Raw genomic sequence first — 23,785 nt, 5'->3', positions numbered from 1 at the left:
AGAACATGAGCAAGACCCTCGAAACCAAGAAGATCAGCGTCACCGACACCATCCTGCGTGACGCGCACCAGTCCCTGCTGGCCACCCGCATGCGCACCGAAGACATGCTCCCCATCTGCGACAAGCTCGACCAGGTCGGCTACTGGTCGCTGGAAGTCTGGGGCGGCGCCACCTTCGACGCCTGCGTGCGCTTCCTCAAGGAAGACCCGTGGGAGCGCCTGCGCAAGCTCAAGGCCGCGTTGCCCAACACCCGCCTGCAGATGCTCCTGCGCGGGCAGAACCTGCTGGGCTACCGCCACTACAGCGACGATGTGGTCCGCGCCTTCGTGGCCAAGGCGGCGGTCAACGGCATCGACGTGTTCCGCATCTTCGACGCCATGAACGACGTGCGTAACCTGCGCGTCTCCATCGAAGCGGTGAAGGCCGCTGGCAAGCACGCCCAGGGCACCATCGCGTACACCACCAGCCCGGTGCACACCATCGATGCCTTCGTTGCCCAGGGCAAGGCCATGGCCGCCATGGGTGTCGACTCCATCGCCATCAAGGACATGGCCGGCCTGCTGACCCCCTACGCCACCGGCGAACTGGTCAAGGCGCTGAAGGACGCGCTGCCGCTGGACGTGGTGATCCACTCCCACGACACCGCTGGCGTCGCCAGCATGTGCCAGCTGAAAGCCATCGAGAACGGCGCCGACCGCATCGACACCGCCATCTCCAGCATGGCCTGGGGCACCAGCCACCCGGGCACCGAATCCATGGTCGCGGCCCTGCGCAACACGCCCTACGACACCGGCCTGGACCTCGCGCTGATCCAGGAGATCGGCATGTACTTCCATGCCGTGCGCAAGAAGTACCACCAGTTCGAAAGCGAGTTCACCGGCGTCGACACCCGCGTGCAGGTCAACCAGGTGCCGGGCGGGATGATTTCCAACCTCGCCAACCAGCTCAAGGAGCAGGGTGCCCTCAACCGCATGGGCGAAGTGCTGGAGGAGATCCCGCGCGTGCGCGCCGACCTCGGCTTCCCGCCCCTGGTCACTCCGACCTCGCAGATCGTCGGTACCCAGGCGTTCTTCAACGTGCTGGCCGGCGAGCGCTACAAGACCATCACCAACGAGGTGAAGCTCTACCTGCAGGGCCGCTACGGCAAGGCGCCCGGCCAGATCAACGAAGAGCTGCGCCGCCAGGCCATCGGCAACGAGGACGTCATCGACGTGCGCCCGGCCGACCTGCTCAAGCCCGAGCTGGACAAGCTGCGCAAGGAAATCGGTGCCCTGGCCAAGAGCGAGGAGGACGTCCTCACCTTCGCCATGTTCCCCGACATCGGCCGCAAGTTCCTCGAAGAGCGTGAAGCCGGCACCCTCAAGCCCGAGGAGCTGCTGCCCATCCCCAATGGCCAGGGCGCGGCCCCGGTTGGCGGCGAAGGCGTGCCCACCGAGTTCGTGGTCGACGTGCACGGCGAGAGCTACCGCGTGGACATCACCGGGGTCGGCGTGAAGAGCGACGGCAAGCGCCACTTCTACCTGTCCATCGACGGCATGCCGGAAGAAGTGGTGTTCGAGCCGCTCAACGACTTCGTAGCCGGCAACAGCAGCAAGCGCAAGAACGCCAGTGCGCCCGGCGATGTCAGCACCACCATGCCGGGCAACATCGTCGATGTGCTGGTCAAGGAAGGCGACAGCGTCAAGGCCGGCCAGGCCGTGCTGATCACCGAAGCCATGAAGATGGAAACCGAAGTGCAGGCGCCCATCGCCGGCACCGTCAAGGCGATCCACATCGCCAAGGGCGACCGGGTCAACCCGGGCGAGGTCCTGATCGAGATCGAATGATCGCGAGCTAGAAGTCCCCTGGGGAGCCCTCGGGCTCCCCTTTTTTGTCTTTACCCGGGCCGAAATATTTTCAATGGCCGCCATGCAGATAGCCGTCTGGCCGGGCCCTGGCCGCCGAAGCCATGCTGGGCGCCCATCAGGTTCAACCCAGGAGGATCACCGATGAAGACCGTTGCCCAGATGCTCCACACCAAGCCGCTGCAGCAGGTGCACACCGTCACCGCCGAAGTGCCGATGCTCGATGCCCTGCGCCTCTTGGCCGAACACAATATCGGCGCCCTGCCGGTGGTCGAGGATGGCCGCCTGGTGGGCATCGTCAGCGAGCGTGACTACGCCCGCCGTGGCGTGCTGCAAGGGCGCTCGTCGGTGGCCACGCCGGTGCGCGATTTCATGACCGAGGCGGTGCTGACGGTGAACGGCCGGCAGAGCATCCGCGAATGCATGGCGCTGATGACCGACCGCCACCTGCGCCACCTGCCCGTGGTGGAGGACGGCCAACTGGTCGGCCTGCTGTCCATCGGCGACCTGGTCAAGGAAGCCATCGCCGAACAGGACGCACTGATCCAGCACCTGGAGCAGTACATCCGGGGTGAGATGGCCTGATTCGCGTTGCCGGGAAGCCTATGGTCACGCCTCGTCCATATCGGGACCGGCCATCTCCAATGCCTGCTGGTAGAGCGTGTCGTCGAGGGTGACTGTGATGCGCATGCTTCGGTCCCTCCTCCGGGCAAGGGTGGACGTCGCTCTTTACGTCCACCAGCGGTGCTGCCTGGTACTCCGCAACGGTGGACCGGTGAAGCGGGGTCCACCCTACGCGAGCCGGCCAGGTCGTGCGGGTGGTGGTTGGGGCCGCTCTGCGGCCCTTGGCGACTGAAGTCGCCCCTACGGGTTCGTCACTCCACCCGTTCGCCGCACAAATCCAGGGCGAACCAGCGCTCGACGTCAGCAGGGGCGAGGCCGGCGCCGATCAGGGCGAACAGCTTGGCCAGGGCGGCTTCGCGGGTCATGCCGCCGGCGGAGACCAGGCCGCTGGCCGCCAGTTGGCTGCCGGCGGCGTAGACGCCGAACTCGACGTGCCCGGCCGGGCACTGGCTGATCGCCGCCAACACCACGCCGCGCTGGTGCGCGGCCTTGAGGACGGCCAGCAGCTCGGTGTTGTCCGACGGGCCGGTGCCGCTGCCGTAGCACTCCAGCAACAGACCCTGCACGCCGGAATCCAGCAGCGCCTGCACATGGCCCGCCTGCAGGCCGGGGAACAGCGGCAGCACCGCCAGGTTCACCGGTACGCGACGGGTGTTGAAGCCGAGCAGGGCGGGCAGGGCGTCGGCGCGCTCGCCGCTGCGCTGGCGCGGCAACACGGTGAAGGCGTCGAAGGCATCGCTGCGCAGCTTGCTCACCCGCGCGCCATGCATCAGCCCGCCGTTGAAATACAGGTGCACGCCCGGCTCCACGCCGCCTTGCAGTGCCGCGAGGGCGCCGCAGAGGTTGGGCCAGGCGTCGCTGCCATCGCAGCCTGCCGGGAGCATGGCGCCGGTCAGCACCACCGGTACGCCCAGGCCCAGCAGCAGGAAGCTCAGGGCGGCGGCGCTGTAGGCCAGGGTGTCGGTGCCATGCAGCAGCAGCACGGCGTCATGGCCGCCCTCGACCACCGCAGCGACGATCTCATCGCGCATGGCCAGCCACTGGGCCTGGGTCATGTTGGCGCTGTCGAGCAGCGGCAGCATCTCCTGGAAGACGAACTGCGGTGCGGGCGTGCCCGCGCTGGCCAGGTGCTCGCGCATGCGCGCCTCGAAGCCGCCGGCCGGTGCCAGGCCCTGGGCCGTCTGCAGCATGCCGATGGTGCCACCGGTATAGAGGACGAAGAGGTTGTTGACTGCGCTCATGCCTTGTCCTGGCTCACTCGGGGAATAAAACGGTGGGCCAGCATAACGCTGAATCCGGCTGCCATCGCGAGCCGATCCCACCAGAAACTGTTGCCTGATACGACGATGCCGCTTCCCCGCGTGGCGGAGAAGCGGCATCCGGTGCAGCGCTCGGGAGCGCTTAGCGGTGGCTTTCCGCCAGGGCCGCAGGGGCCTGTTGCGGGGCTGCCTCGACGGCCGGGTTGGCCGGCCAGGCGGCACGGTCCAGGTCCAGGTCGGCGAACTTGGCGGCGTCGAACACCGGCTGGTCGATACCGGCCTTGCGCTGTTCGTCGTAGTCGCGCATCACCCGCAGGCCGACCTTGATCAGCAGGGCGAGGGCGATGAGGTTGACGAAGGCCAGGCAGGTCATGGTGATGTCGGCGAAGGCGAACACGGTACCCAGGTTCTGCATCGAGCCCCAGCAGATCAGCGCCAGTACCAGGCCACGGTAGGTCAGCAGGGCGGTGCGGCTGCGGCCGGCGAGGAACTGCAGGGCGTTCTCGCCGAGGTAGTAGTTGTAGAGGATGCAGGTGAAGACGAAGAGGCTCAGCGCGACGCTGACGAAGATCCGGCCCCAGTCACCGACCACGGCGGCCAGGGAGTTCTGGGTCAGGACGATGCCGTCGCCTTCGAAGCCCGGGGTGTAGAAGCCGGACAGCAGGATCAGCAGCGCGGTGCAGGTGCAGATCACGAAGGTATCGAGGAACACGCTGAACGCCTGGACCACGCCCTGGGCGGCCGGGTGCTTCACGGCGGCCACGGCGGCCACGTTCGGGGCGCTGCCCAGGCCGGCTTCGTTGGCGAACACGCCGCGCTTCACGCCCATCACGATGGCGCTGCCGAGCAGGCCGGCGAAGGCGGGCTCGAGGCCGAAGGCGCTCTTGACGATGGTCACCAGCATGCCCGGGACCAGTTCGATCTGGGTGGCGATCACGTACAGGGTCACGCCGATGTAGGCCAGGGTCTTCACCGGGACCAGCAGGTCGGAGACGGAAGCGATGCGCTTGATGCCGCCGATGAACACCAGGCCCAGCAGCACGGCCAGGCCGATGCCGGTGTACTGCACCGGAAGGCCGAAGGCGTTTTCCAGAGAGTGGGTGACGGTGAAGGACTGCAGGCCGTTGAAGGCGAAGCCGTAGGTGACCAGCAGCAGCACGGCGAACACCATCGCCATCCAGCGCAGCTTCAGGCCGTGCTGGATGTAGTAGGACGGGCCGCCGCGGTACAGGCCGTCGCCGTCGGCGCGCTTGTAGACCTGGGCCAGGGTGCACTCGAAGAAGCTGCTGGACATGCCGACCAGGGCGGTCACCCACATCCAGAACACGGCGCCCGGGCCGCCGAGGGTCACGGCGATGCCGACGCCGGCGATGTTGCCCGCGCCGACGCGGCCGGCGAGGCTCAGCATCAGGGCCTGGAAGGAGCTCAGCTGGCCGGCCTGGCCACGGATGGACTCCTTGAACACGCCGAACATATGGCCGAAATGGCGGAACTGCACGAATCGCGAGCGCAGGGTGAAGTAGGTACCCAGGCCGACGATCAGCACGATGAGCACCTTCCCGGACAGGAAGTCGTTGAGCATTTCGAGCATGGAGGATTCCTCGATTCTTATTGTTCGGACGGTGAACGCCGCGACCCGGTCGCGATCAAGGCGCGCATGTTTGGCCAACGGCCGCCGGTCAGGCAATTTCGCAGGTCGATTCGAAGTGGCGCGAGTTGATGCTATATTCGCGCCGCTCGCATCGGTGGAGTTCAGACCTTGTCGGACAATCTGGGGGAAAACCTCAAGCTGCTCTGCAGCCACTACCGCTCTATCGCGGAGGTTTGCCGCAAGCTGGCGATCAACCGTGCACAGTTCAACAAGTACCTCAGCGGGCAGAGCCGTCCGACGGCTTACAACCTCAAGCGCATCGGCGATTTCTTCGGCGTCGAGGATTACGAGCTGAGCCAGCCGACCGAGCAGTTCGCCCGCCTGATCGGCGCCCGCCGCCGGGAAGGCGATGCTTCCCCGGCCAGCGACCCGCTGCTGGACCTGCTGCGGCCGCTGCGCGAGGAGTCCGGCAACCTGTCGCGCTACTGCGGCTACTACTTCGAATACTCCAACTGCATGTCGGTGCCCGGCACCATCCTGCTGTCGCTGGTGCACCTGTGGGAGGAGCGCGGCACCTTCCTCTTCGAGCGCCAGGAACGCCAGGAGCGCTCCAGCAGCACCGACGTGCAGGCCGAGGACTGGGTGCGCTGCCGCTACCTGGGCGCCGCCTTCCAGCTGCAGGATCGCGTGTTCCTGATGGACTACGAGTCGCTCACCGTCAACGAGATGAGCCAGACCATCCTCATTCCCAGCTTCAAGAGCCGTATCACCCGCCTCAACGGCCTGAAGACCGGCGTCTCCAGCGGCGACCGGCGCAACCCCGCCTGCACCCGCGTGGTGTGGGAATACCTGGGCCCGGAGATCAACCGGGTCAGCGCCTACCGCCAGGTGATGCTGTACCGCCCAGACGACCCGCGCATCGACGCCGACATCCGCCAGCGCCTGGATGTCGCGCCGCTGAAGAACGGGCTCTTCGAGATCGAGTGAGCGCAAGACCGCTGCACCGATGGACCGTCCATTTTCCGATCAAGGACCGAACCTCATGATTTCGCCTTCCCCTTCTGCCGCACGCGGCGCCCTGCTGGCTTCCCTCCTGCTGGGGCTGACCGGCTGCGGTGGCCTCACCGGCAAGGGCTACCTCTTCACCCGCGACAGCCAGCCCCTGCAATTGAGCGACGAGGCGCAACTGCGCCAGGGCCACATCGAGCTGGAGTTCGACCCGGACCCGATGTGGTCCGCCGACCTGCGCCTGCACAACGAACGCAGCGACTTCAGCGTCAGCGTCCCGTCGAGCGCCTACCAGGGCCGGTCCTTCTTCCTCGCCAGCCGGGAGAGCGGCCTGCGCTATGACATCCAGGCGCGCTGGCGCGAATCGAAGGAAGACAAGGTGGAGCGCGACAGCAGCGAGAGCTGCGCCGCGCCCGGCTTCTGCAGCAAGACGGTGCGCCGCCTCAAGTGCGCCGGCAAGACCTACCGCAGCGGCACCGATCGCTACGAGAAACACCTGGGTGACGAAGGCTGCCAGGAGGTGCTGGTGACCGAGAACGGCAACTTCCCCGACTGCCCGGGCACCCGCTCCGTGCGCAACCGCTACCAGATCTACCGGCTGCTGGTGAGCCTGGAGTTCACCGAGCCTACCAACAAGCGCCAGCCGCTGGCCGAGTTCGACGGCGAAAGCCAGCGCAAGGAGCGCCTGCTGGAGACCGTGGCCCAGGGCGCCTGCCGCACCTATTGAAGCAGGCGCTTCCCCGTAGGCGGCGAGTCACCCCATGGCGCCTGAATTCGCAGGTGGCATGGGGGTTGGGCCTGGCTCCGCTCGGTGGATGGAAAAGCGTTATCCACCCCACGCACCGGGATGCACCTCGGTCCGGGCGACGCTCGATGCCACCTGTGGGAGCGGCTTCAGCCGCGAAAGGGCGGCGTAGCAGCCCCTTTGCTTTCAGAGCCCCATCTGCCACTGGGCGACGATGGCGTGGTTCTGCGCGTTGCCGCCCAGCTCGCCGCTGTAGCCGAGGCCGATGCTCTGGGTGCTGCTCAGGCCGATGTCGAAGCCGGCGTCGAGCAGCAGGCTGTTGCGGTCCAGGGCGCTGCCTTCGACGCTGAAGGCGCTGCCGCCGCTGAGGAAGGACTGGCGGGTGCTGCTGTCGACGGTGCCGTAGACGTGGCGCCAGGCCACCGAGAGGCGCGGGGTGAAGGCCATGCCGTTGTCCAGGGTATCGAGGCGGGCGATGCGCACGCCGAAGGTGCTGGTGAGGTTGCCCTGGTCCTGGTCGTCCACGTGCAGGGCAGCGGCGCCGCCTTTCTCGTCGTAGCCGTCGCGGGCGTAGTACTGGTAGCCGATGCCGGCGAAGGGCTCGGCCTGCACGTTGCCGCTGCCCATGGCGTAACCCACCTCGGTGAAGGCCTGGAAGCTTTCGGCGTCGTAGCGGCCGCGCAGGTGGTCGGTGAAGCCGCCGAAGGCCACCTCGCGCTTGCTGTCGCCATCGTGGCGGCTGTAGGCGGCACCCAGGCGCAGGGCCACCGGGCCGTCCTGGCGCAGGCCGTAGACGCCCAGGTGCAAGCTGTCGACATCGCCCTCGAAGCCGCTGCCGGCTTCCAGGTCGGTGCGCGAGTAGCCGCCGAGCACGCCCAGGCGCCAATCGCCGCCCACGGCCCAGTCGACACCGACTACGGCGCCCCGGGTGTCGCTGTCCAGGTCGTGGCCGCCCTGGGTGCCATCGAGGTTGCCGTGGCTGCCCAGGGCCTGGACCCAAAGACGCCCGCGCGCGGACGGGTCGTTGAGGTTGCGGGCATCTGCCGACACGCCGGTGGCGGCCAGCAGTGGGCCGTCTTCGACGTTCAGCGAACTCTGCAGGTTGCCGCCGAGGCCGCCGCTGAAGGATTGCAGGGCACCGAGCATGGCGCCGCTGACCTGGCTGGTGCTGCCCAGGGTGCTGCCGGCCAGGCTGGCGTTGCTCGTCGCGGCCAGCTGGTTCAGGGCGTCACGGGCTTCGCCGGTGCTGCTGGTGACCAGGGCGTTATACAGCTGCGGGCTGCCCTGGGCGCTGATGCTGCCCGCGACCCTGGCGCCGTTGCCGTTGTCGGCGATATCGGCGAAGGCGACGTCGTTGCGGGTCAGGTCCAGCTCCACGCTGTCGGCTTCGTAGCGCAGGGTCGGGGTGAGGAAGGCGAAGTTGCAGGTGACGCTGGCGAAGCGGCCACTGACGCCGTCGGCGGCCTGGATCACCTGGTAGTGGCGGGTGTTCGGGTAGGTGCCGGCGCTGGCGCGCACCTCCAGGCGGGCGCCGTGGAGGGCGACGTGCCCGTCGGCCAGCAGCGGGCTGTGGCTGCCATCGGCGGCGACGGCGAAGGCCAGGGTGGAACCGGCGGCCAGGTCGAGGTTATCCACATGGCCGCCGCCGCCGTAGGTGGCGCCCGAGGCGATACCCAGGGTGCCGCCGATGCGGCCGAGGTTGACCAGCTCGGCGCCGGCCAGCACTTCGCCGCCTTCGCTGAAGTCTTGCGTATCCAGGGTCCAGCGGCCGGCGCTGACCTGCAACCACTCGAAGTGGGCGCTGTTGCCGAAGCTGCCGCCGCCGACATCGTCCAGGGTCAGCACGTCGCGGCCGGTGCCGCCGTCCACCCGGCCGACGAACTGGCTGCCGCTGCGCAGGGTCAGGCTGTCGGCGCCGCCGCCCAGGTCCAGGGCCACGCCGCCGGTGCTGCTGATCAGCCCGCCGTTGATCACGCTGTCGGCCTGTTCGCCGATGATGCGCACCGCATCGCCGCCCAGGCCGAGGATCTGCCCGAAGTTCTCCAGGTGGGTGGCATAGGGCGCGCCGCCGGTGGCGCTGTCGTCGATGAGGATGGCGTTGGCCGCCCCGCTGATGGTGGCACCGGCGTGGTTGAGGATCGTCCCTCCGCCCATGGCGATGCCTTCGCTGGTGTTGGCCGAGCCGTCCTTGGAGCCGCCGGCGCCGGTGCCTTCGATGATGCCGTGGTTGTCGATCCAGCCCTGGCCGTCGATGTCCACGCCATCGCCGTCGCCATCGGGCACCAGGCCGTTGTAGGCACCGGTGATGCGCCCGTAGTTGGTGACCCGGCCGTTGCCGTCGGAGCCGAAGCCCGAGCCGTTGCGGCCGATGATCACGCCGCCTGTGTAGTTGACCAGCTCGGCGCCGGCGTCGGTGGTGATGCCGTGGCGGCCACCGGAGAGGGTGCCGTGGTTCTCCACCTTGCCGCCGGTGGAGGCGTCGAAGTCGATGCCGTCGAACTTGGCGTCGGCACTGGTCATGTCGCCGCTGCTGATGGTGCCGTAGTTGGTGATGGTGGCGTTGTTGCCGACGCGCATGGCGTCTTCCTTCACACCACGGATCAGGCCGGTGGCGCGGTTGGTGATGTCGATCTGCACATTGGTCTTGAGGTCCTTGAGCATGATCGCGCGGTCGGTCTGGGAGACGAGGGTGCCGGCGTTGTCGATGGTCACGTGGGTGCCGGCCAGGTCGCCGCTGATGCGTATGGCCTGCTTGGAGGCGTCGATGGTGGCGCCTTCGCGGTTGATGATCTGGTAGGTGCGCGAGGGGTTGCTGCCCGAACTGTCGAGGCCGCGATCGCCGGTGGACTTGATCAGGCCGCGGTTGTCGACGATCACCCCGGCGCCGCTGGTGGCGTTCTTCAACTCCACGCTCTTGCCGCTGGTGGTGATGCTGCCGGCGCTGCCCACCTGCAGGGTGGTCTCGCCGGTGAGCACCTGGCCGCTTGTGGTGGCGTTGTCCACAGTGACGGTGGCGGCACCAGCGAAGGAGGAGAAGCCGGTGAGGGCGAGGGCGACGCAGCGGGCGAGCGGGGTCAGCGTGCGGTTCATGGCGGCAACCTTTGTCGTGATCTTGTTGGTTGGCCGCTGTTTATAAGGAAGAAGTCTTACGGTTTCGTAACAGAAGGGTTACCGGAATAAGGGAGGTTTTCTTGATGGACTCCCGTTTCCGTGGGGGCTGGTTCGAATGGGCCGGGCGACGAAGCGAAACCCATGCGGTTATGGGGCACTCCGCAATGATGGGTTTCGTACCTCTACCCATCCTACGAGGCGCGGGCCGCCCTCAGGATTTCCTGAAGTCTTCCAGGCGGCGCTTCTGCCGGCCGTCGCCATCGAAGTTATCCACAGCCAGCCAGGCCTCGAAGGCATCGCGTATCGCCGGCCATTCCTTGTCGATGATGGAGAACCAGGCGGTGTCGCGGTTGCGGCCCTTGATCACCATGTGCTGGCGGAACAACCCCTCGTAGGTGAAGCCCAGGCGCTCGGCGGCGCGCATGGAGCGGGCGTTGAGGGCGTTGCACTTCCATTCGAGGCGGCGGTAGCCGAGCTCGCTCATGGCCAGGCGTGCCAGCAGCCAGACCGCCTCGGTGGAGGTGGGCGAGCGCTGCATGGGGGCGCCGAAGGCGATGTGGCCGATCTCGATGCAGCCGTCGTTGGGGGCGATGCGCAGGTAGCTGAGCAGGCCTGCCGCGCGGCCGCTGGCGCGATCGATGACGGTGAAGAACAGCGGGTCGGCACTGGCCTGGCAACCCGCCAGCCAGGCGTCGAAGGGCGCGCGGTTGGCGAAGGGGCCGTAGCCGAGGTAGTCCCAGAGCCGGGGGTCGCCGTCCGGGCTTTGCAGCGCCACCCACAGGTCGTCGCCGTGGCGGTTGGCGTCCACCGGCTCCAGGCGCACGAAGCGGCCGTCGAGGGGCGCGCGGGCCGGGGTGGGTACGGGGTGCCAGTCGAGTTGGATTTCGTCGTTCATGGAAGGCCCCTGGTCAGAGCAGCTTGCGGTATTGGAGGAAGCCGGAACGGTCGGCGATGCGGTCGTACAGCTGCATGGCGTCGGTGTTGGTCTCGTGGGTCAGCCAGTGCACCCGCGAGGCGCCGGCCGCCCGTGCCTTTGCATAGACGTGTTCGATCAGCGCGCGGCCGATGCCTTCGCCGCGCAGGCCATCCTCCACGTAGAGGTCCTGCAGGTAGCAGTAGTCGCCCACCGTCCAGCAGGAGCGGTGGTAGATGAAGTGCACCAGCCCCACGGCGCGCTCGCCCTGCCAGGCGAGGGCGGCGTGCATGGGTTCGGCGCCGTCGAGGAAGCGCTGCCAGGTGATGGCGGTGGTCTCGGCGGCGATCTCGGTCTTGTAGAAACGCTGGTAGCCCTGCCACAGCGGCAGCCAGGCGGCGTGGTCGGCGACGCCAACCGGGCGGATTTCGAGGGACATGCTGCTTCCTTGTCGTGGTGGGTCAGAGGGAGGGGGCCATGCGCCGGGCCAGCTCGCGATCACGCTCGTCGGTGCTGGCGCCCAGGCCTTCGCGCACGCCGTCCTGGTCGGCCTGGCTGCGGTTCTGGCCGAGCTTCCACTTGCCTTCGATACGACGGATCGGCAGGGCGAAGCCGACGATGGCGCGCAGCATGGCGTCGATGTACTCGCGCGGTGCGTCGCCCAGCGCCCAGGGCTGCGGTCGCCCGGCCTCGTGCCGGTCACTGAGGCGGCCGACCAGGTGCAGCAGGCGCTCGGCGTCGTCGAACACCTCGGCCTGGCCATGGGCGTGCACGGCGATGTAGTTCCAGGTCGGCACCACCTTGCCGTGCTCGGCCTTGGCCGCGTACCAGCTGGGGGTGACGTAGGCGTCCGGGCCGTTGAACACCGCCAGCGCCTCGACGCCATCGGCGAGTGCGCGCCAGTGCGGGTTGGCCCGGGCCAGGTGGCCGTAGAGCGTGCCGTACTCGCCTTCGCCGGGCTCCAGCAGCAGCGGCAGGTGGCTGGCCACCAGGCCTCCGGCGCCCTGGCAGACCAGGGTCGCCAGGCGGCTCTGGTGGATCTGCAGGTGCAGCTCGGCGAGGTCTTCCTGGCGGAAGGCGGCGGGCAGGTACATGGCGATTCTCCTGGCGTGATGGACGCATGCTAGGCAGGATATTGGTCCGTTGTAAGAGCCATTTCCCGCGACTTTCACAGGGCCAATCCATGCCGATCGCCGTACCGCTTCCCGTCGATCTATCCGGCATCCGCCTGGATGCGCGCCAGGGCCTGGCCCGCCAGCTCTATGAAAGGTTGCGCGAGCGCATCCTCGATGGACGCCTGCAGGGCGGCACGCGGCTGCCGGCCAGCCGCGACCTGGCAGCATTGCTGGGCATTTCGCGCAACACCGTGACCCGTGCCTTCGACCAGCTCTATGCCGAGGGCTACATCGAGGGGCGCATCGGCGATGGCACCTACGTGGCCGAGTTATCCACAGCCCCGCGCGCTGCGCCCCCCGTGCCGGTGCGGGCGGCCGCCGGCGAGGCGCTGTCGCGCCTGGATGCCCACCACCTGAAGCCCCCGCTGAGCGGGCCGCCCCGGGCCTTCCGCGTCGGCGTGCCGGCCTTCGACCTGTTCCCCTTCCAGACCTGGGCGCGGCTATCCGCGCGGTTCTGGCGCAAGCCCTCGCCCGCGCGCCTGGGCTATGGCGACCCGGCGGGCGACGGGCAGCTGCGCGAGCTGATCGCCGCCTACCTGCGCAATAGCCGCGGCCTGCATTGCGACCCGGCGCAGGTGATCATCACCTGCGGCGCCCAGCAGGCCATCAGCCTCTGCGCGCAGCTGCTGGTCGAGCCGGGGGACCGGGTGGCCATCGAGAACCCCGGCTACCGCGCCGCCGGGCATGCCTTCGCCGTGGCCGGCGCGCAGCTCGCCGGCATCCCGGTGGGCGCAGAAGGGCTGGATACCGCTGCCCTGGAGCGGGCCGGGGTTTGCCGCCTGGTCTACGTCACGCCGTCCCACCAGTACCCCATCGGGGTGACCCTGTCCCTGGCGCGGCGCCTGGAGCTGCTCGACTGGGCCGAGCGCCATGACGGCTGGATAGTCGAGGACGACTACGACGGCGAGTACCGCTACAGCGGCACGCCCCTGGCCCCCCTGGCGGCGCTGGACCGGCAGGGGCGGGTGCTGTACGTCGGCACCTTCTGCAAGATCGCCTTCCCGGCGCTGCGCCTGGGCTACCTGGTGCTGCCGCCGGCGCTGGTGGAACCCTTCGCCCGGCGCCGTGCCCTGGACATGCGCCACTCGGAGATCGGCACCCAGGCGGTGATGGCCGAGTTCATCGCCGCCGGGCACTTCCAGCGGCACATCCGCCGCATGCGCGCTGCCGCCCGCAGCCGCCGCGATGCGCTGCTGGCGGGCTGGCCTGTGGATATCCCCGGTTGCGCGCCGATGCCGGCGGTGGAGGCCGGGCTGCACCTGTGTGTGCGGGTTGCGGGTCTCGCTCGCGAGCGCGAACTGATCGCGGCGGCCGACACGGCCGGTGTCGAGCTCACCGGGCTCAGCAGCTACTGGCTGCCGGGGGACGAGCCGCCTGTGGATAACCGTGCGGGGCTGGTGCTGGGCTTCGCCGCCGTGCCCGAGGCGGAGATCGCCAAGGCGCTGCAGGCGTTGCGCGGGGCGTGGAAGCTGTAGGGGCGAATGCATTCGCCCAGGGCCACCCGCACGGTTCTCCCGGCAGAGGGTGGTGGCACTTGTAGGAGCGGTGTTGGGATCGGCTCCGCTCGGTGGATAAAAGAGCATTATCCACCCTAAGTCCGGAGAGGAGCGGTGCCGCCGAATGGCTTGTGGATAACCGTTTTTCCACAGGCAAAAAAAGGATGGCGGGCGCCATCCTTGAAGGATGAAGGGGCTGGGCCCCTCCTGGTGAGTCGGGTGTCGCGTCAGGCCTTCAGGGGCACCAGGCGCGGGGCGATCATGTTTTCCGGGCGGAGGATGTCGGCGAGCATGGACTCGTCCAGCAGCTTCTCCTCGCGCACCAGTTCCAGCACGCCGCGGCCGCTGACCAGCGCTTCCTTGGCGATGCGGGTGGAGTTCTCGTAGCCGATGTAGGGGTTCAGCGCGGTGATCAGGCCGATGGAGTTCTCCATCAGCGCGCGGCAGTGGGCTTCGTTGGCGGTGATGCCAACGATGCAGTGCTCGCGCAGCATGTCCATGGCGCGTTGCAGCAGGCGGATCGAGTCGAAGATCTTGTAGGCGATCAGCGGCTCCATCACGTTCAGCTGCAGCTGGCCGCCTTCGGCCGCCAGGGTCAGGGCGAGGTCGTTGCCGATCACTTCGAAGGCGACCTGGTTGACCGCTTCCGGGATCACCGGGTTGACCTTGCCGGGCATGATCGAGCTGCCCGGCTGGCGTGCCGGCAGGTTGATCTCGTTGATGCCGGTGCGCGGGCCGCTGGAGAGCAGGCGCAGGTCGTTGCAGATCTTCGACAGCTTGACCGCGGTGCGCTTGAGCATGCCGGAGAAGAGCACGAAGGCGCCCATGTCCGAGGTGGCCTCGATCAGGTCGGCGGCGGGTTTCAGCGGCTGTCCGCTGATGGCGGCGAGGCGCTCGACGGCCAGGTGCTGGTAGCCCGGGTCGGCGTTGATGCCGGTGCCGATGGCGGTGCCGCCCAGGTTGACCTCGGTGAGCAGTTCCGGCGCCAGGCTGCGCAGGCGGCCGAGGTCTTCACCCAGGGTGGTGGCGAAGGCGTGGAATTCCTGGCCCAGGGTCATGGGCACGGCGTCCTGCAGCTGGGTACGGCCCATCTTGAGGATGTGCGAGAACTCGACGCCCTTGGCGGCGATGGCCTGGATCAGGCTGTCGAGGCTGGCCAGCAGCGCGTCGTGGCCGAGCAGCAGGCCCAGGCGGATGGCGGTCGGGTAGGCGTCGTTGGTGGACTGCGCCATGTTCACGTCGTTGTTCGGGTGCAGGTACTTGTACTCGCCCTTCTGCTTGCCCATCGCCTCGAGGCCGATGTTGGCGATGACCTCGTTGGCGTTCATGTTGGTGGAGGTGCCGGCACCGCCCTGGATCATGTCCACCACGAACTGGTCGTGGAAGTCGCCACGGATCAGGCGGGCGCAGGCCTCGCTGATGGCGGCGTGCTTCTCGGCATCGAGGTGGCCGAGCTGCCTGTTGGCATCGGCGGCGGCCTGCTTGACCATCGCCAGGGCGATCACCAGTTTCGGGTAGTGCGACAGGGGCACACCGGAGAGGCGGAAGTTCTGCACGGCGCGCAGGGTCTGGATGCCGTAGTAGGCATCGGCGGGGACTTCGAGGGTGCCGAGCAGGTCTTTTTCGACGCGGAAGGATGCAGCGGAGGACATGATGTAATACATCTCGGGAAGGACACGGCCAGTGCCGCGATGCCCAATAGACTAAGCTTCCAGCCTTTCGTCGACCAATGCTGTTATCCGCTGGGTCATGCATAAACGGCATAATGTGGCCGTGACCCGCTTCGTTCGAGAAGCGTGTGCACCAAAATCGGGCAAGGGGGCCGAGATGAACCTGGAAACCAAATGGCTGGAGGACTTCGTCGCCCTGGCCGCCACCCGCAGCTTTTCCCAGGCGGCGGAGAAGCGCTTCGTCACCCAGCCGGCCTTCAGCCGGCGCATCCGCAGCCTGGAGTCGGCCCTGGGGCTGACCCTGGTGAACCGCTCGCGCACGCCCATCGAACTCACCGAGTCGGGCCAGCTGTTCCTGGTGACGGCGCGCAGCATGGTCGAGCAGATGGGCGAGGTGGTGCGCCACCTGCACCACCTGGAAGGCCAGCAGGGCGAGGTGCTGCAGTTCGCCGCCGCCCACTCCCTGGCGCTGGGCTTCTTCCCGCAGTGGATCGCGCGGCTGCGTGGCGAGGGCCTGAACATCGCCAGCCGACTGATCGCCACTAACGTCGGCGATGCCGTGCATTCCCTGCGCGAGGGCAGCTGCGACCTGATCCTGGCCTTCTACGACCCCGACGCCTCCCTGCAGATGGACCCGGAGATCTTCCCCTCGATGCACCTGGGTAGCACCGAGATGCTGCCGGTGAGCGCCGTGGATGCGCATGGCGAGCCGCTCTACAGCCTGGAGAGCGGGCAGAGCGTGCCGTTGCTGGCCTATACCGCCGGGGCCTTCCTCGGGCGCTCGGTCAACCTGCTGCTGCGCCAGCGCGCGCTACGTTCCACCACCGTCTACGAGACGGCCATGGCCGACAGCCTCAAGAGCATGGCGTTGCAGGGCATGGGCGTGGCCTGGGTACCGCGCCTGAGCGCGCAGGCCGAGCTGGCGCGCGGGGAGCTGGTGGTGTGCGGGGGCAGCCAGTGGCATATCCCGCTGGAGATCCGCCTGTACCGCTGCGCCCTGGTGCGCAAGGCGTCGATCCGCCTGCTGTGGCGCAAGCTGGAAGGCGGGGCGGGCAGCGAGGGGGCGACCCCGGCCTGAGCCGGGGCCGCGGGGCGGTCACATCTGCAGGACGACGCGGCCTTCTATCTGGCCGGCGCGCATGCGGTCGAGGATGGCGTTGATGTTGTCCAGGCGGTCGGTGCTGAAGGTCGAATGCACCAGGCCTTCGCCGGCGAAGTCGAGCGCCTCCTGCAGGTCGGCACGGGTGCCGACGATGGAGCCGGTGATGCTGATGGCCTTGAGCACCACATCGAAGATCGGCGTGGGGAAGTCGCCCGGCGGCAGGCCGACCAGGGCCACGGTGCCGCCACGACGGGCCATGCCGATGGCCTGGCCGAAGGCGCTGTTGGACACCGCGGTGACCAGCACGCCGTGGGCGCCGCCGATGTCGCGCTGGATCACCTCGGCGGGGTTCTCGTTGCGGGCATTGACCGTGAGGCTGGCGCCGAGCTTGCGCGCCAGCTCCAGCTTGGCGTCGTCGACGTCGATGGCCGCCACGTGCAGGCCCATGGCGCGGGCGTACTGCACGGCCACGTGGCCGAGGCCGCCGATGCCGGAGATGGCCACCCACTGGCCGGGTCGCGCGCCGGTGACCTTGAGGCCCTTGTAGACGGTGACGCCCGCGCAGAGGATCGGCGCGATCTCGGCGAAGCCGACGTTCTTGGGCAGCAGCCCGACGTAGTTGGGGTCGGCCAGCACGTATTCGGCATAGCCGCCGTTCACCGAGTAGCCGGTGTTCTGCTGGCCTTCGCAGAGGGTTTCCCAGCCGGTCAGGCAGTGTTCGCAGCAGCCGCAGGCGGTGTAAAGCCAGGGCACGCCGACGCGGTCGCCTTCCTTGACTCGGGTGACCCCGGCACCCACCGCCGCCACGTAGCCGACGCCTTCGTGGCCGGGGATGAAGGGCAGGGCGGGCTTGACCGGCCAGTCGCCCTCGGCGGCGTGCAGGTCGGTGTGGCAGACGCCCGAGGCCTCTATCTTCACGAGGATCTGGCCGGGGCCGGGGAGCGGGACCTTCACCTCTTCGATCCGCAACGGTTCGCCGAAGGCGTGGACGACGGCGGCTTTCATGGTCTGGTTCATGGCATGCACCTCCTGGAAAAGGAGCCTGGAGTGTGCACCCGCAAGCCGGGAGGTCCCTTGCTCCAGGGCAATTTCCGGGCGCCTTGGCGAGCCGCTGGACGGACGGTAGGCAAGGGCGGGCTTTGCGTTATACTGCGCGGCCTTCGGCCGGCAGCGCACGCCGGCCCACATCGCAGACAAGCCACGCCATATGCGTGGCTTGTTGGTTTTTCGACCCTTGATGAGGCACGACGATGAGCGCACTGGTAGGCGTGATCATGGGCTCCAAGTCCGATTGGAGCACCCTCAGCCACACCGCCGAGATGCTGGACAAGCTGGGCATCCCCTATGAAGTGAAGGTGGTCTCCGCCCACCGCACCCCGGACCTGCTGTTCCAGTACGCCGATGAGGCCGAGGCCCGTGGCATCCAGGTGATCATCGCCGGTGCCGGCGGTGCCGCCCACCTGCCGGGCATGTGTGCGGCCAAGACGCACCTGCCGGTGCTCGGCGTGCCGGTGCAGTCGTCCATGCTCTCGGGCGTCGACTCGCTGCTCTCCATCGTGCAGATGCCGGCGGGCATCCCGGTCGCCACCCTGGCCATCGGCAAGGCCGGCGCGGTGAATGCCGCCCTGCTGGCCGCCAGCATCCTCGGCCACCAGCACCCGCAGTACCACGCGGCGCTGAAGGCCTTCCGCGACGAGCAGACCCGCTCGGTGCTCGACAACCCGGACCCGCGTGAGGCCTGACAGATGAAGATCGGCGTGATCGGTGGCGGCCAGCTCGGCCGCATGATGGCCCTGGCGGGCACCCCGCTGGGCATGGACTTCGCCTTCCTCGACCCGGCCCCCGACGCCTGCGCCCAGGCGCTCGGCGAGCACATCCGCGCCGACTACGGCGACCAGGACCACCTGCGCCAGCTGGCCGACGAAGTGGACCTGGTGACCTTCGAGTTCGAGAGCGTGCCGGCCGAGACCGTGGCCTTCCTCTCCCAGTTCGTGCCGGTCTATCCCTCGGCCAATGCCCTGCGCATCGCCCGTGACCGCTGGTTCGAGAAGTCGATGTTCAAGGACCTGGGCATCCCCACCCCCGAGTTCGCCGACATCCAGTCCCAGGCGGACCTGGACGCCGCCGTGGCCGCCATCGGCCTGCCGGCGGTGATGAAGACCCGCACCCTGGGCTACGACGGCAAGGGCCAGAAGGTCCTGCGCACCCCGGCGGACGTGGCCGGTGCCTTCGCCGAGCTGGGCAGCGTGCCCTGCATCCTCGAAGGCTTCGTGCCCTTCACCGGCGAAGTGTCCCTGGTGGCGGTGCGTGCCCGCGACGGCGAGACGCGCTTCTACCCGTTGGTGCACAACACCCATGACAACGGCATCCTGCGGCTGTCCATCGCCAGTACCGACCACCCGCTGCAGGGCCTTGCCGAGGACTACGTCGGCCGCGTGCTGCGCGAGCTGGACTACGTCGGCGTGCTGGCCTTCGAATTCTTCGAAGTGGACGGCGGCCTGAAGGCCAACGAGATCGCCCCGCGCGTGCACAACTCCGGCCACTGGACCATCGAAGGCGCCGAGTGCAGCCAGTTCGAGAACCACCTGCGCGCCGTGGCCGGTCTGCCGCTGGGTTCCACTGCCAAGGTGGGCGAGAGCGCCATGCTCAACTTCATCGGCGAAGTACCGCCGGTGGAGAAGGTGATCGCCGTCGGCGACTGCCACCTTCACCACTACGGCAAGGCCTTCAAGGCCGGGCGCAAGGTCGGCCACGCCACCCTGCGCAGCGCGGACCTGGCGACCCTGAAGGCGCGCATCGCCGAGGTCGAGGCGCTGATCGCCGGCTGAACCCCGGTGGCTGCTTCCAGTCTGAAAAAGGGCGTGTCCACGGACACGCCCTTTTTTCATTCAGGAGTAAATGCCATGGGGCTCATCGGAACCATCTTCATCGGCCTGATCGTCGGTCTGGTCGCGCGCTTCCTCAAACCCGGCGACGACAGCATGGGCTGGATCTGGACCATCCTCCTGGGCATCGGCGGCTCCGTCGCCGCGACCTACGGCGGCCAGGCCCTGGGCATCTACCAGGCCGGCGAGGGTGCCGGCTTCATCGGTGCCGTGGTCGGTGCCGTCATCCTTCTGGTGATCTACGGCGCCATCAAGAAGAGCTGAGGGGCTGGGAACCGGGAACGGGCGCCGCTAGAAGGCCGTTGAAAAACGTAGACGAGGCAGCCGATGCAAGGCGAAAACGGCCGAGAAAGCGCAGTTTACTTGGGTAAATGAGCATTTTGAGGGCGTTTCAACGCCGCAGCGGCAACGCAGTCAGTTTTTCAACAGCCTGCTAGTCTTGGCGCCTGTTTCTTTACGTGAGTCCTGCCCGATGCGCCGCGCCCTGCTTTTCTCCCTGCTGCTGTGCAGCACCCTGGCCCACGCCCGGCTCGAGCTGCCGGAAACCGACTGGCTCGAGCTGATGCCCCCCGAGGACCGCAAGGCCCTGGAGGAGATGCCCGAGATCAGCCACGACACCCCGGAGGCGGATGGCACCTTCGGCAACAAGGGTGGCCTCAAGCAGCAGGACAAGGACCTGCCGGCGGTGATGTATTCGGCGAAGACCGTGGCCAGGCTCGACGGCCGGAAGATCCGTATCGGTGGCTATCCGGTGCCGCTGGAGACCGACGCCAAGGGGCGTGGCACGCTGTTCTTCCTGGTGCCCTACCCGGGCGCCTGCATCCACGTTCCGCCGCCGCCGCCGAACCAGATCGTGCTGGTGCGCTACCCCAAGGGCGTCGCCCTCGACGATATCTACACGCCGCTCTGGGTCACCGGCACCCTCAAGGTGGAGCAGGTCAGCAACGACCTGGCCGACGCCGCCTACGCGCTGGATGCGGGCGAGGTGAGGGTGGTGCAGGACGAGGATATCCAGTGAGGCGGCGTTCGGGTGGCGCGCCCCGCCAATACCGGGTCGAGCCATCACAATTTGCCGCGTTTGGCTCTGCCTGGTGGAGGTAAAAAGCGACCTCCACCCTACACAACGGTCATGTCCGAGCCTGTGTAGGGGCGACTTTAGTCGCCAAGCGCTTCGCTCCAAAGGCTGACGGCCATGCTGTGACTGGCGCCGGGTTGCAACAGCAGGGCGTCGTCCAGCACGCGGGCGGTTTCGATGCAGAGCATGCGCTGCCAGGCGTCGTCGGCGAACTGGGAGAGGCGGGCGGCCTTGTCGATCCAGGGGTTCCACACCACTGCCGAGGCGGAGTCGCTGGCTTCGATCAGCACCCGGCGCTGCCAGGCCTGGTCGCGGATGGCCAGGCGGGACGGGGTGCCCAGGTAGATGCGGTCGGTCTCGCCGGCGAAGCCGACATCGCCTTGCTGGACGCGGCGCTCCCAGCCTTCCAGGGTCTCGATGTAGTCGCAGCCGTCCAGGCCTTCCACATGGGCCTGGTGGATATCGCCGATGGCGAAGTAGCTGTGCAGCGCCTGGGTCAGGGCCAGGGGCGCGGTGCCGCGGTTGCGGGTTTCCAGTTTAAGGTGCAGGCGCTGGTCGAGGCGGATCTCCAGGCGCAGCTCGGCGTCGCCGTTCCAGCCGGGCAGGGGCGAGCGGCGGCTGTCCCAGGACAGCACCAGGCGTGCCGCGCCCTCCAGGGCCTCGACGCTTTCGAGTTCCCAGTCGAGGCTGCGCACGCCGCCGTGGGCCGGGGCCTCGCTGTCCGCCGGGTAGTGGGCCTGCACGTCCAGGGGGTTGCGCCGCAGGTCGCCGAACCAGGGCCAGCACACCGGCACGCCACCGCGCACCGACTGGCCGCGCTTGAACGCCGCCTGCTCGCTGAGCCAGATCAGCGGCTCTTCGCCGTTGCGCTGGTAGCCCAGCACCTGGGCGCCCTGCTGGGCCACCAGCAGTTCCGCGTCGGCGGTGCGCAGGCGCCAGCACGCCAGTTCGTCCATCTCGATCCGCTCGATCTGCGGAACCTTGCTTTCGCTGTTCATCCGGGGGCTCCTGGGCCTGTGGCTGCTTGCCGTCTCCATTGGGCAGGGGCGGGCCGGCGGGGTTCCCCCGAAACCGGCGAATGCGTGAGCAAAATCAGGAAGAAGGGGCGTTCGCGGCTGCGGCGCCCCTCGTGCTGCTCAGCCGCGGCGCGGCGGAACGGGGCGGGTGCGACCGCTGCCGTCGATGGCGACGAAGACGAACACCGCTTCGGTGACCTTGCGCCATTCACTGGAGAGCGGGTCGTCGCTCCATACCTCGACCAGCATCTGGATCGAACTGCGGCCGATCTCCAGTGCCTGGGTATAGAAGGAGAGCTGGGCGCCCACGGCCACCGGGACGAGGAACGCCATGCGGTCGATGGCGACGGTGGCGATGCGGCCGCCGGCGACCTTGCTGGCCATGGCCGTGCCGGCGAGGTCCATCTGCGAGACCAGCCAGCCGCCGTAGATGTCGCCGAAACCGTTGGTTTCGCGCGGTAGCGCGGTGATCTGCAAGGCCAGGTCGCCCTGGGGAGTCAGGTTTTCTTCTTCTTCGATCTCGATCATGCCTGGGGTGCCTCTGCCCCTGTGCTGCTCTGGATGGCTTCTATGGACGGGGAAGGACAAGGTGCCCTGCAAAGTTCCCCCTGCGCCCGCCGACCCACTGCATGTCGCCCGCGCGCAACAGCGCGCAGTATATAGCTCGCCGCGTCGGGCGACGACCGCCGGGTTTCGCTTTTGACCACCCATACGTCAGAGATTGTGTGCGCCCGGCGGCTTTTTGCTATTTTGCGGACCGGCCCGCCGCCAACGCAGCGGCGGGGCATGCCCTGCCTGCACTGACAAGAGACCTTCCATGTCCACCGTTACCGCCTCCGAGGCCCCCGCGCGGCCGTTGACCCGCAGCGACTACAAGACCCTCTCCCTGTCCGCCCTGGGCGGTGCCCTCGAGTTCTACGATTTCATCATCTTCGTATTCTTCGCGGCGGTGGTCGGCAAGCTGTTCTTCCCCGCCGAGATGCCCGAGTGGCTGCGCCAGTTGCAGACCTTCGGCATCTTCGCGGCCGGTTACCTGGCGCGGCCCCTGGGCGGCATCGTCATGGCGCATTTCGGCGACCTGCTGGGGCGCAAGCGCATGTTCACCCTGAGCATCTTCCTGATGGCGGTGCCGACGCTGATCATGGGCCTGCTGCCGACCTACGCGCAGATCGGCATCTGGGCGCCGCTGGCCCTGCTGTTGCTGCGGGTGATCCAGGGCGCCGCCATCGGTGGCGAGGTGCCCGGTGCCTGGGTGTTCGTCGCCGAGCACGTACCGACCCGGCACATCGGCTACGCGTGCGGCACCCTGACGTCGGGGCTGACCTTCGGCATCCTGCTGGGCTCGCTGATGGCGACCCTGATCAACACCCTCTACACCCCGGAAGAGGTGCAGGCCTGGGCCTGGCGCGTGCCCTTCCTGGTGGGTGGCGTGTTCGGCCTGTTCTCCGTCTACCTGCGCCGCTGGCTGCACGAGACGCCGGTGTTCGCCGAGTTGCAGCAGCGCAAGGCGCTGGCCGAGGAGGTGCCGCTCAAGGCTGTGCTGCGCGAGCACCGTGGCGCCATCGCCATCAGCATGCTGCTGACCTGGGTGCTGTCGGCGGGCATAGTCGTGGTCATCCTCATGACCCCCACCGTGCTGCAGACCGTGTACGGCTTCGCGGCCGCCACCGCGCTCAAGGCCAACAGCCTGGCGATCGTCTGCCTGACGGTCGGCTGCGTCGCCTCCGGTGCCATCGCCGACCGCTTCGGCGCGGGCCGTACCTTCCTGGTGGGCGGGCTGTTGCTGGCGGCCAGTTCCTGGACCTTCTACACCAGCCTCAAGGCGCACCCGGACTGGCTGTTCCCGCTCTATGCGCTGACCGGCCTGTTCGTCGGCACCATCGGCGCGGTGCCCTATGTGATGGTCAAGGCCTTCCCTCCGGTGGTGCGCTTCTCCGGCCTGTCCTTCTCCTACAACCTGGCCTACGCCATCTTCGGTGGGCTGACGCCGATGATCGTCTCGCTGCTGATGAAGTGGGACCCGCTGGGCCCGGCCTATTACGTGGCGGCGCTGTGCGGGCTGGCGATGGTCATTGGTCTGTACCTGATCGGCAAGAAGCGCTGATCAAGGGCATGGCGCTGCGGTGATGGGCGCCATGCCCCTGCAGGAGCACTTCGTGCTGGGGCATTCCCCTAGGGTGGGCTTCAGCCCACGCTGACCCCCGCTGGTGGGCTGAAGCGGAACGCCGCCCGGCCCACCCTTGTATCTCGACTAATACCTCCACAGGGGTA

The 23,785-nt window shown here is 68.0% G+C and carries 21 protein-coding genes; 11 read left to right on the top strand and 10 right to left on the bottom strand.

The window, feature by feature from the left end:
• The first annotated feature begins 5 nt into the window (after positions 1-5).
• Together oadA and PHLH3_RS29880 are read left to right on the top strand one after the other, a co-directional pair.
• On the top strand, positions 6-1,826 hold the full coding sequence (oadA, locus tag PHLH3_RS29885; protein ID WP_213627338.1) for a sodium-extruding oxaloacetate decarboxylase subunit alpha: 1,821 nt from the start codon (positions 6-8) through the stop codon (positions 1,824-1,826).
• Positions 1,827-1,988: 162 nt separating this feature from the next.
• Positions 1,989-2,429 (top strand): CBS domain-containing protein, encoded by a 441-nt coding sequence (locus PHLH3_RS29880; RefSeq protein WP_213627336.1) that lies wholly within the window; start codon positions 1,989-1,991, stop codon positions 2,427-2,429.
• Positions 2,430-2,719: 290 nt separating this feature from the next.
• Here the strand turns inward: PHLH3_RS29880 and PHLH3_RS29875 are convergent, their stop codons facing one another.
• Positions 2,720-3,709, bottom strand: coding sequence for an asparaginase (locus tag PHLH3_RS29875; protein WP_213627334.1), 990 nt, complete (start codon positions 3,707-3,709; stop codon positions 2,720-2,722).
• Between the two features lie 160 nt (positions 3,710-3,869).
• Positions 3,870-5,318, bottom strand: coding sequence for an alanine/glycine:cation symporter family protein (locus PHLH3_RS29870; RefSeq protein WP_213627332.1), 1,449 nt, complete (start codon positions 5,316-5,318; stop codon positions 3,870-3,872).
• A gap of 168 nt (positions 5,319-5,486) precedes the next feature.
• Between PHLH3_RS29870 and PHLH3_RS29865 the strand changes: the two genes are divergently transcribed.
• The gene (locus PHLH3_RS29865) at positions 5,487-6,305 is read left to right on the top strand and encodes a helix-turn-helix transcriptional regulator (protein ID WP_173178179.1); all 819 of its coding nucleotides are present in this window, start codon (positions 5,487-5,489) and stop codon (positions 6,303-6,305) included.
• Between the two features lie 55 nt (positions 6,306-6,360).
• Positions 6,361-7,053 carry a hypothetical protein gene (locus tag PHLH3_RS29860; protein WP_173178180.1) on the top strand — a complete coding sequence of 231 codons (693 nt, stop codon included), beginning with the start codon at positions 6,361-6,363 and terminating at the stop codon, positions 7,051-7,053.
• 204 nt (positions 7,054-7,257) lie between these two features.
• Here PHLH3_RS29860 and PHLH3_RS29855 read toward each other — a convergent pair whose 3' ends face one another.
• The 4 genes from PHLH3_RS29855 to PHLH3_RS29840 all read right to left on the bottom strand — a co-directional run bounded on the left by PHLH3_RS29855 (position 7,258) and on the right by PHLH3_RS29840 (position 12,189).
• A complete protein-coding gene (locus PHLH3_RS29855) occupies positions 7,258-10,161 on the bottom strand; it encodes an autotransporter outer membrane beta-barrel domain-containing protein (protein ID WP_213627330.1) in 2,904 nt (967 codons plus the stop codon).
• 232 nt (positions 10,162-10,393) lie between these two features.
• Complete coding sequence (locus tag PHLH3_RS29850) at positions 10,394-11,077, bottom strand: GNAT family protein (protein WP_213627328.1); 684 nt, start codon at positions 11,075-11,077, stop codon at positions 10,394-10,396.
• 13 nt (positions 11,078-11,090) lie between these two features.
• Entirely contained in the window at positions 11,091-11,534 is a 444-nt protein-coding gene (locus tag PHLH3_RS29845; RefSeq protein ID WP_213627326.1) for a GNAT family N-acetyltransferase, read from the bottom strand.
• Positions 11,535-11,556: 22 nt separating this feature from the next.
• The gene (locus tag PHLH3_RS29840; RefSeq protein ID WP_213627324.1) at positions 11,557-12,189 is read right to left on the bottom strand and encodes an FMN-binding negative transcriptional regulator; all 633 of its coding nucleotides are present in this window, start codon (positions 12,187-12,189) and stop codon (positions 11,557-11,559) included.
• A gap of 89 nt (positions 12,190-12,278) precedes the next feature.
• Here PHLH3_RS29840 and PHLH3_RS29835 point away from each other — a divergent pair, with 89 nt between their 5' ends.
• The gene (locus PHLH3_RS29835) at positions 12,279-13,745 is read left to right on the top strand and encodes a PLP-dependent aminotransferase family protein (protein WP_213627322.1); all 1,467 of its coding nucleotides are present in this window, start codon (positions 12,279-12,281) and stop codon (positions 13,743-13,745) included.
• A 248-nt stretch (positions 13,746-13,993) separates the two neighbouring features.
• Here the strand turns inward: PHLH3_RS29835 and PHLH3_RS29830 are convergent, their stop codons facing one another.
• The gene (locus PHLH3_RS29830; RefSeq protein ID WP_213627320.1) at positions 13,994-15,418 is read right to left on the bottom strand and encodes an aspartate ammonia-lyase; all 1,425 of its coding nucleotides are present in this window, start codon (positions 15,416-15,418) and stop codon (positions 13,994-13,996) included.
• A gap of 175 nt (positions 15,419-15,593) precedes the next feature.
• Here PHLH3_RS29830 and PHLH3_RS29825 point away from each other — a divergent pair, with 175 nt between their 5' ends.
• Positions 15,594-16,514: a LysR substrate-binding domain-containing protein gene (locus PHLH3_RS29825; protein WP_173178187.1), complete on the top strand. Its 921-nt coding sequence runs from the start codon at positions 15,594-15,596 to the stop codon at positions 16,512-16,514.
• Between the two features lie 18 nt (positions 16,515-16,532).
• Here PHLH3_RS29825 and adhP read toward each other — a convergent pair whose 3' ends face one another.
• Positions 16,533-17,555: an alcohol dehydrogenase AdhP gene (adhP, locus tag PHLH3_RS29820; RefSeq protein WP_213627318.1), complete on the bottom strand. Its 1,023-nt coding sequence runs from the start codon at positions 17,553-17,555 to the stop codon at positions 16,533-16,535.
• Between the two features lie 233 nt (positions 17,556-17,788).
• Between adhP and purE the strand changes: the two genes are divergently transcribed.
• The 4 genes from purE to PHLH3_RS29800 all read left to right on the top strand — a co-directional run bounded on the left by purE (position 17,789) and on the right by PHLH3_RS29800 (position 20,441).
• Positions 17,789-18,280: a 5-(carboxyamino)imidazole ribonucleotide mutase gene (gene purE / locus PHLH3_RS29815; protein WP_111263329.1), complete on the top strand. Its 492-nt coding sequence runs from the start codon at positions 17,789-17,791 to the stop codon at positions 18,278-18,280.
• Positions 18,281-18,283: 3 nt separating this feature from the next.
• The gene (locus PHLH3_RS29810; protein ID WP_213627316.1) at positions 18,284-19,366 is read left to right on the top strand and encodes a 5-(carboxyamino)imidazole ribonucleotide synthase; all 1,083 of its coding nucleotides are present in this window, start codon (positions 18,284-18,286) and stop codon (positions 19,364-19,366) included.
• 75 nt (positions 19,367-19,441) lie between these two features.
• Positions 19,442-19,687, top strand: a complete 246-nt coding sequence (locus PHLH3_RS29805; protein WP_173178190.1) for a GlsB/YeaQ/YmgE family stress response membrane protein — start codon at positions 19,442-19,444, stop codon at positions 19,685-19,687.
• A 208-nt stretch (positions 19,688-19,895) separates the two neighbouring features.
• Complete coding sequence (locus tag PHLH3_RS29800) at positions 19,896-20,441, top strand: DUF3299 domain-containing protein (RefSeq protein WP_213627314.1); 546 nt, start codon at positions 19,896-19,898, stop codon at positions 20,439-20,441.
• Positions 20,442-20,578: 137 nt separating this feature from the next.
• On the opposite strand, the gene PHLH3_RS29795 is transcribed toward PHLH3_RS29800, so the two are convergent.
• Positions 20,579-21,496, bottom strand: coding sequence for a D-hexose-6-phosphate mutarotase (locus tag PHLH3_RS29795; RefSeq protein WP_213627313.1), 918 nt, complete (start codon positions 21,494-21,496; stop codon positions 20,579-20,581).
• Between the two features lie 138 nt (positions 21,497-21,634).
• Positions 21,635-22,042 (bottom strand): acyl-CoA thioesterase, encoded by a 408-nt coding sequence (locus tag PHLH3_RS29790; RefSeq protein WP_213627311.1) that lies wholly within the window; start codon positions 22,040-22,042, stop codon positions 21,635-21,637.
• A 289-nt stretch (positions 22,043-22,331) separates the two neighbouring features.
• Here PHLH3_RS29790 and PHLH3_RS29785 point away from each other — a divergent pair, with 289 nt between their 5' ends.
• Positions 22,332-23,618: an MFS transporter gene (locus tag PHLH3_RS29785; RefSeq protein WP_213627309.1), complete on the top strand. Its 1,287-nt coding sequence runs from the start codon at positions 22,332-22,334 to the stop codon at positions 23,616-23,618.
• Positions 23,619-23,785: the final 167 nt, after the last annotated feature.

It is taken from the genome of Pseudomonas sp. Pc102 (assembly GCF_018408275.1).
Classification (GTDB): Bacteria; Pseudomonadota; Gammaproteobacteria; order Pseudomonadales; family Pseudomonadaceae; genus Metapseudomonas; species Metapseudomonas tohonis.
This window is presented reverse-complemented; position numbering and strand designations above follow the sequence as displayed.

Excerpts from the sequence above, each read along its gene's own strand:
- purE (WP_111263329.1), top strand. The coding sequence starts at position 17,789 with ATGAGCGCACTGGTAGGCGTGATCATGGGCTCCAAGTCCGATTGGAGC.
- PHLH3_RS29840 (WP_213627324.1), bottom strand. The coding sequence starts at position 12,189 with ATGTACCTGCCCGCCGCCTTCCGCCAGGAAGACCTCGCCGAGCTGCAC.
- PHLH3_RS29855 (WP_213627330.1), bottom strand. The coding sequence starts at position 10,161 with ATGAACCGCACGCTGACCCCGCTCGCCCGCTGCGTCGCCCTCGCCCTC.
- PHLH3_RS29860 (WP_173178180.1), top strand. The coding sequence starts at position 6,361 with ATGATTTCGCCTTCCCCTTCTGCCGCACGCGGCGCCCTGCTGGCTTCC.
- PHLH3_RS29835 (WP_213627322.1), top strand. The coding sequence starts at position 12,279 with ATGCCGATCGCCGTACCGCTTCCCGTCGATCTATCCGGCATCCGCCTG.
- PHLH3_RS29795 (WP_213627313.1), bottom strand. The coding sequence starts at position 21,496 with ATGAACAGCGAAAGCAAGGTTCCGCAGATCGAGCGGATCGAGATGGAC.
- PHLH3_RS29785 (WP_213627309.1), top strand. The coding sequence starts at position 22,332 with ATGTCCACCGTTACCGCCTCCGAGGCCCCCGCGCGGCCGTTGACCCGC.
- oadA (WP_213627338.1), top strand. The coding sequence starts at position 6 with ATGAGCAAGACCCTCGAAACCAAGAAGATCAGCGTCACCGACACCATC.
- PHLH3_RS29800 (WP_213627314.1), top strand. The coding sequence starts at position 19,896 with ATGCGCCGCGCCCTGCTTTTCTCCCTGCTGCTGTGCAGCACCCTGGCC.
- adhP (WP_213627318.1), bottom strand. The coding sequence starts at position 17,555 with ATGAACCAGACCATGAAAGCCGCCGTCGTCCACGCCTTCGGCGAACCG.
- PHLH3_RS29830 (WP_213627320.1), bottom strand. The coding sequence starts at position 15,418 with ATGTCCTCCGCTGCATCCTTCCGCGTCGAAAAAGACCTGCTCGGCACC.
- PHLH3_RS29810 (WP_213627316.1), top strand. The coding sequence starts at position 18,284 with ATGAAGATCGGCGTGATCGGTGGCGGCCAGCTCGGCCGCATGATGGCC.
- PHLH3_RS29850 (WP_213627328.1), bottom strand. The coding sequence starts at position 11,077 with ATGAACGACGAAATCCAACTCGACTGGCACCCCGTACCCACCCCGGCC.
- PHLH3_RS29880 (WP_213627336.1), top strand. The coding sequence starts at position 1,989 with ATGAAGACCGTTGCCCAGATGCTCCACACCAAGCCGCTGCAGCAGGTG.
- PHLH3_RS29805 (WP_173178190.1), top strand. The coding sequence starts at position 19,442 with ATGGGGCTCATCGGAACCATCTTCATCGGCCTGATCGTCGGTCTGGTC.
- PHLH3_RS29870 (WP_213627332.1), bottom strand. The coding sequence starts at position 5,318 with ATGCTCGAAATGCTCAACGACTTCCTGTCCGGGAAGGTGCTCATCGTG.
- PHLH3_RS29790 (WP_213627311.1), bottom strand. The coding sequence starts at position 22,042 with ATGATCGAGATCGAAGAAGAAGAAAACCTGACTCCCCAGGGCGACCTG.
- PHLH3_RS29825 (WP_173178187.1), top strand. The coding sequence starts at position 15,594 with ATGAACCTGGAAACCAAATGGCTGGAGGACTTCGTCGCCCTGGCCGCC.
- PHLH3_RS29845 (WP_213627326.1), bottom strand. The coding sequence starts at position 11,534 with ATGTCCCTCGAAATCCGCCCGGTTGGCGTCGCCGACCACGCCGCCTGG.
- PHLH3_RS29875 (WP_213627334.1), bottom strand. The coding sequence starts at position 3,709 with ATGAGCGCAGTCAACAACCTCTTCGTCCTCTATACCGGTGGCACCATC.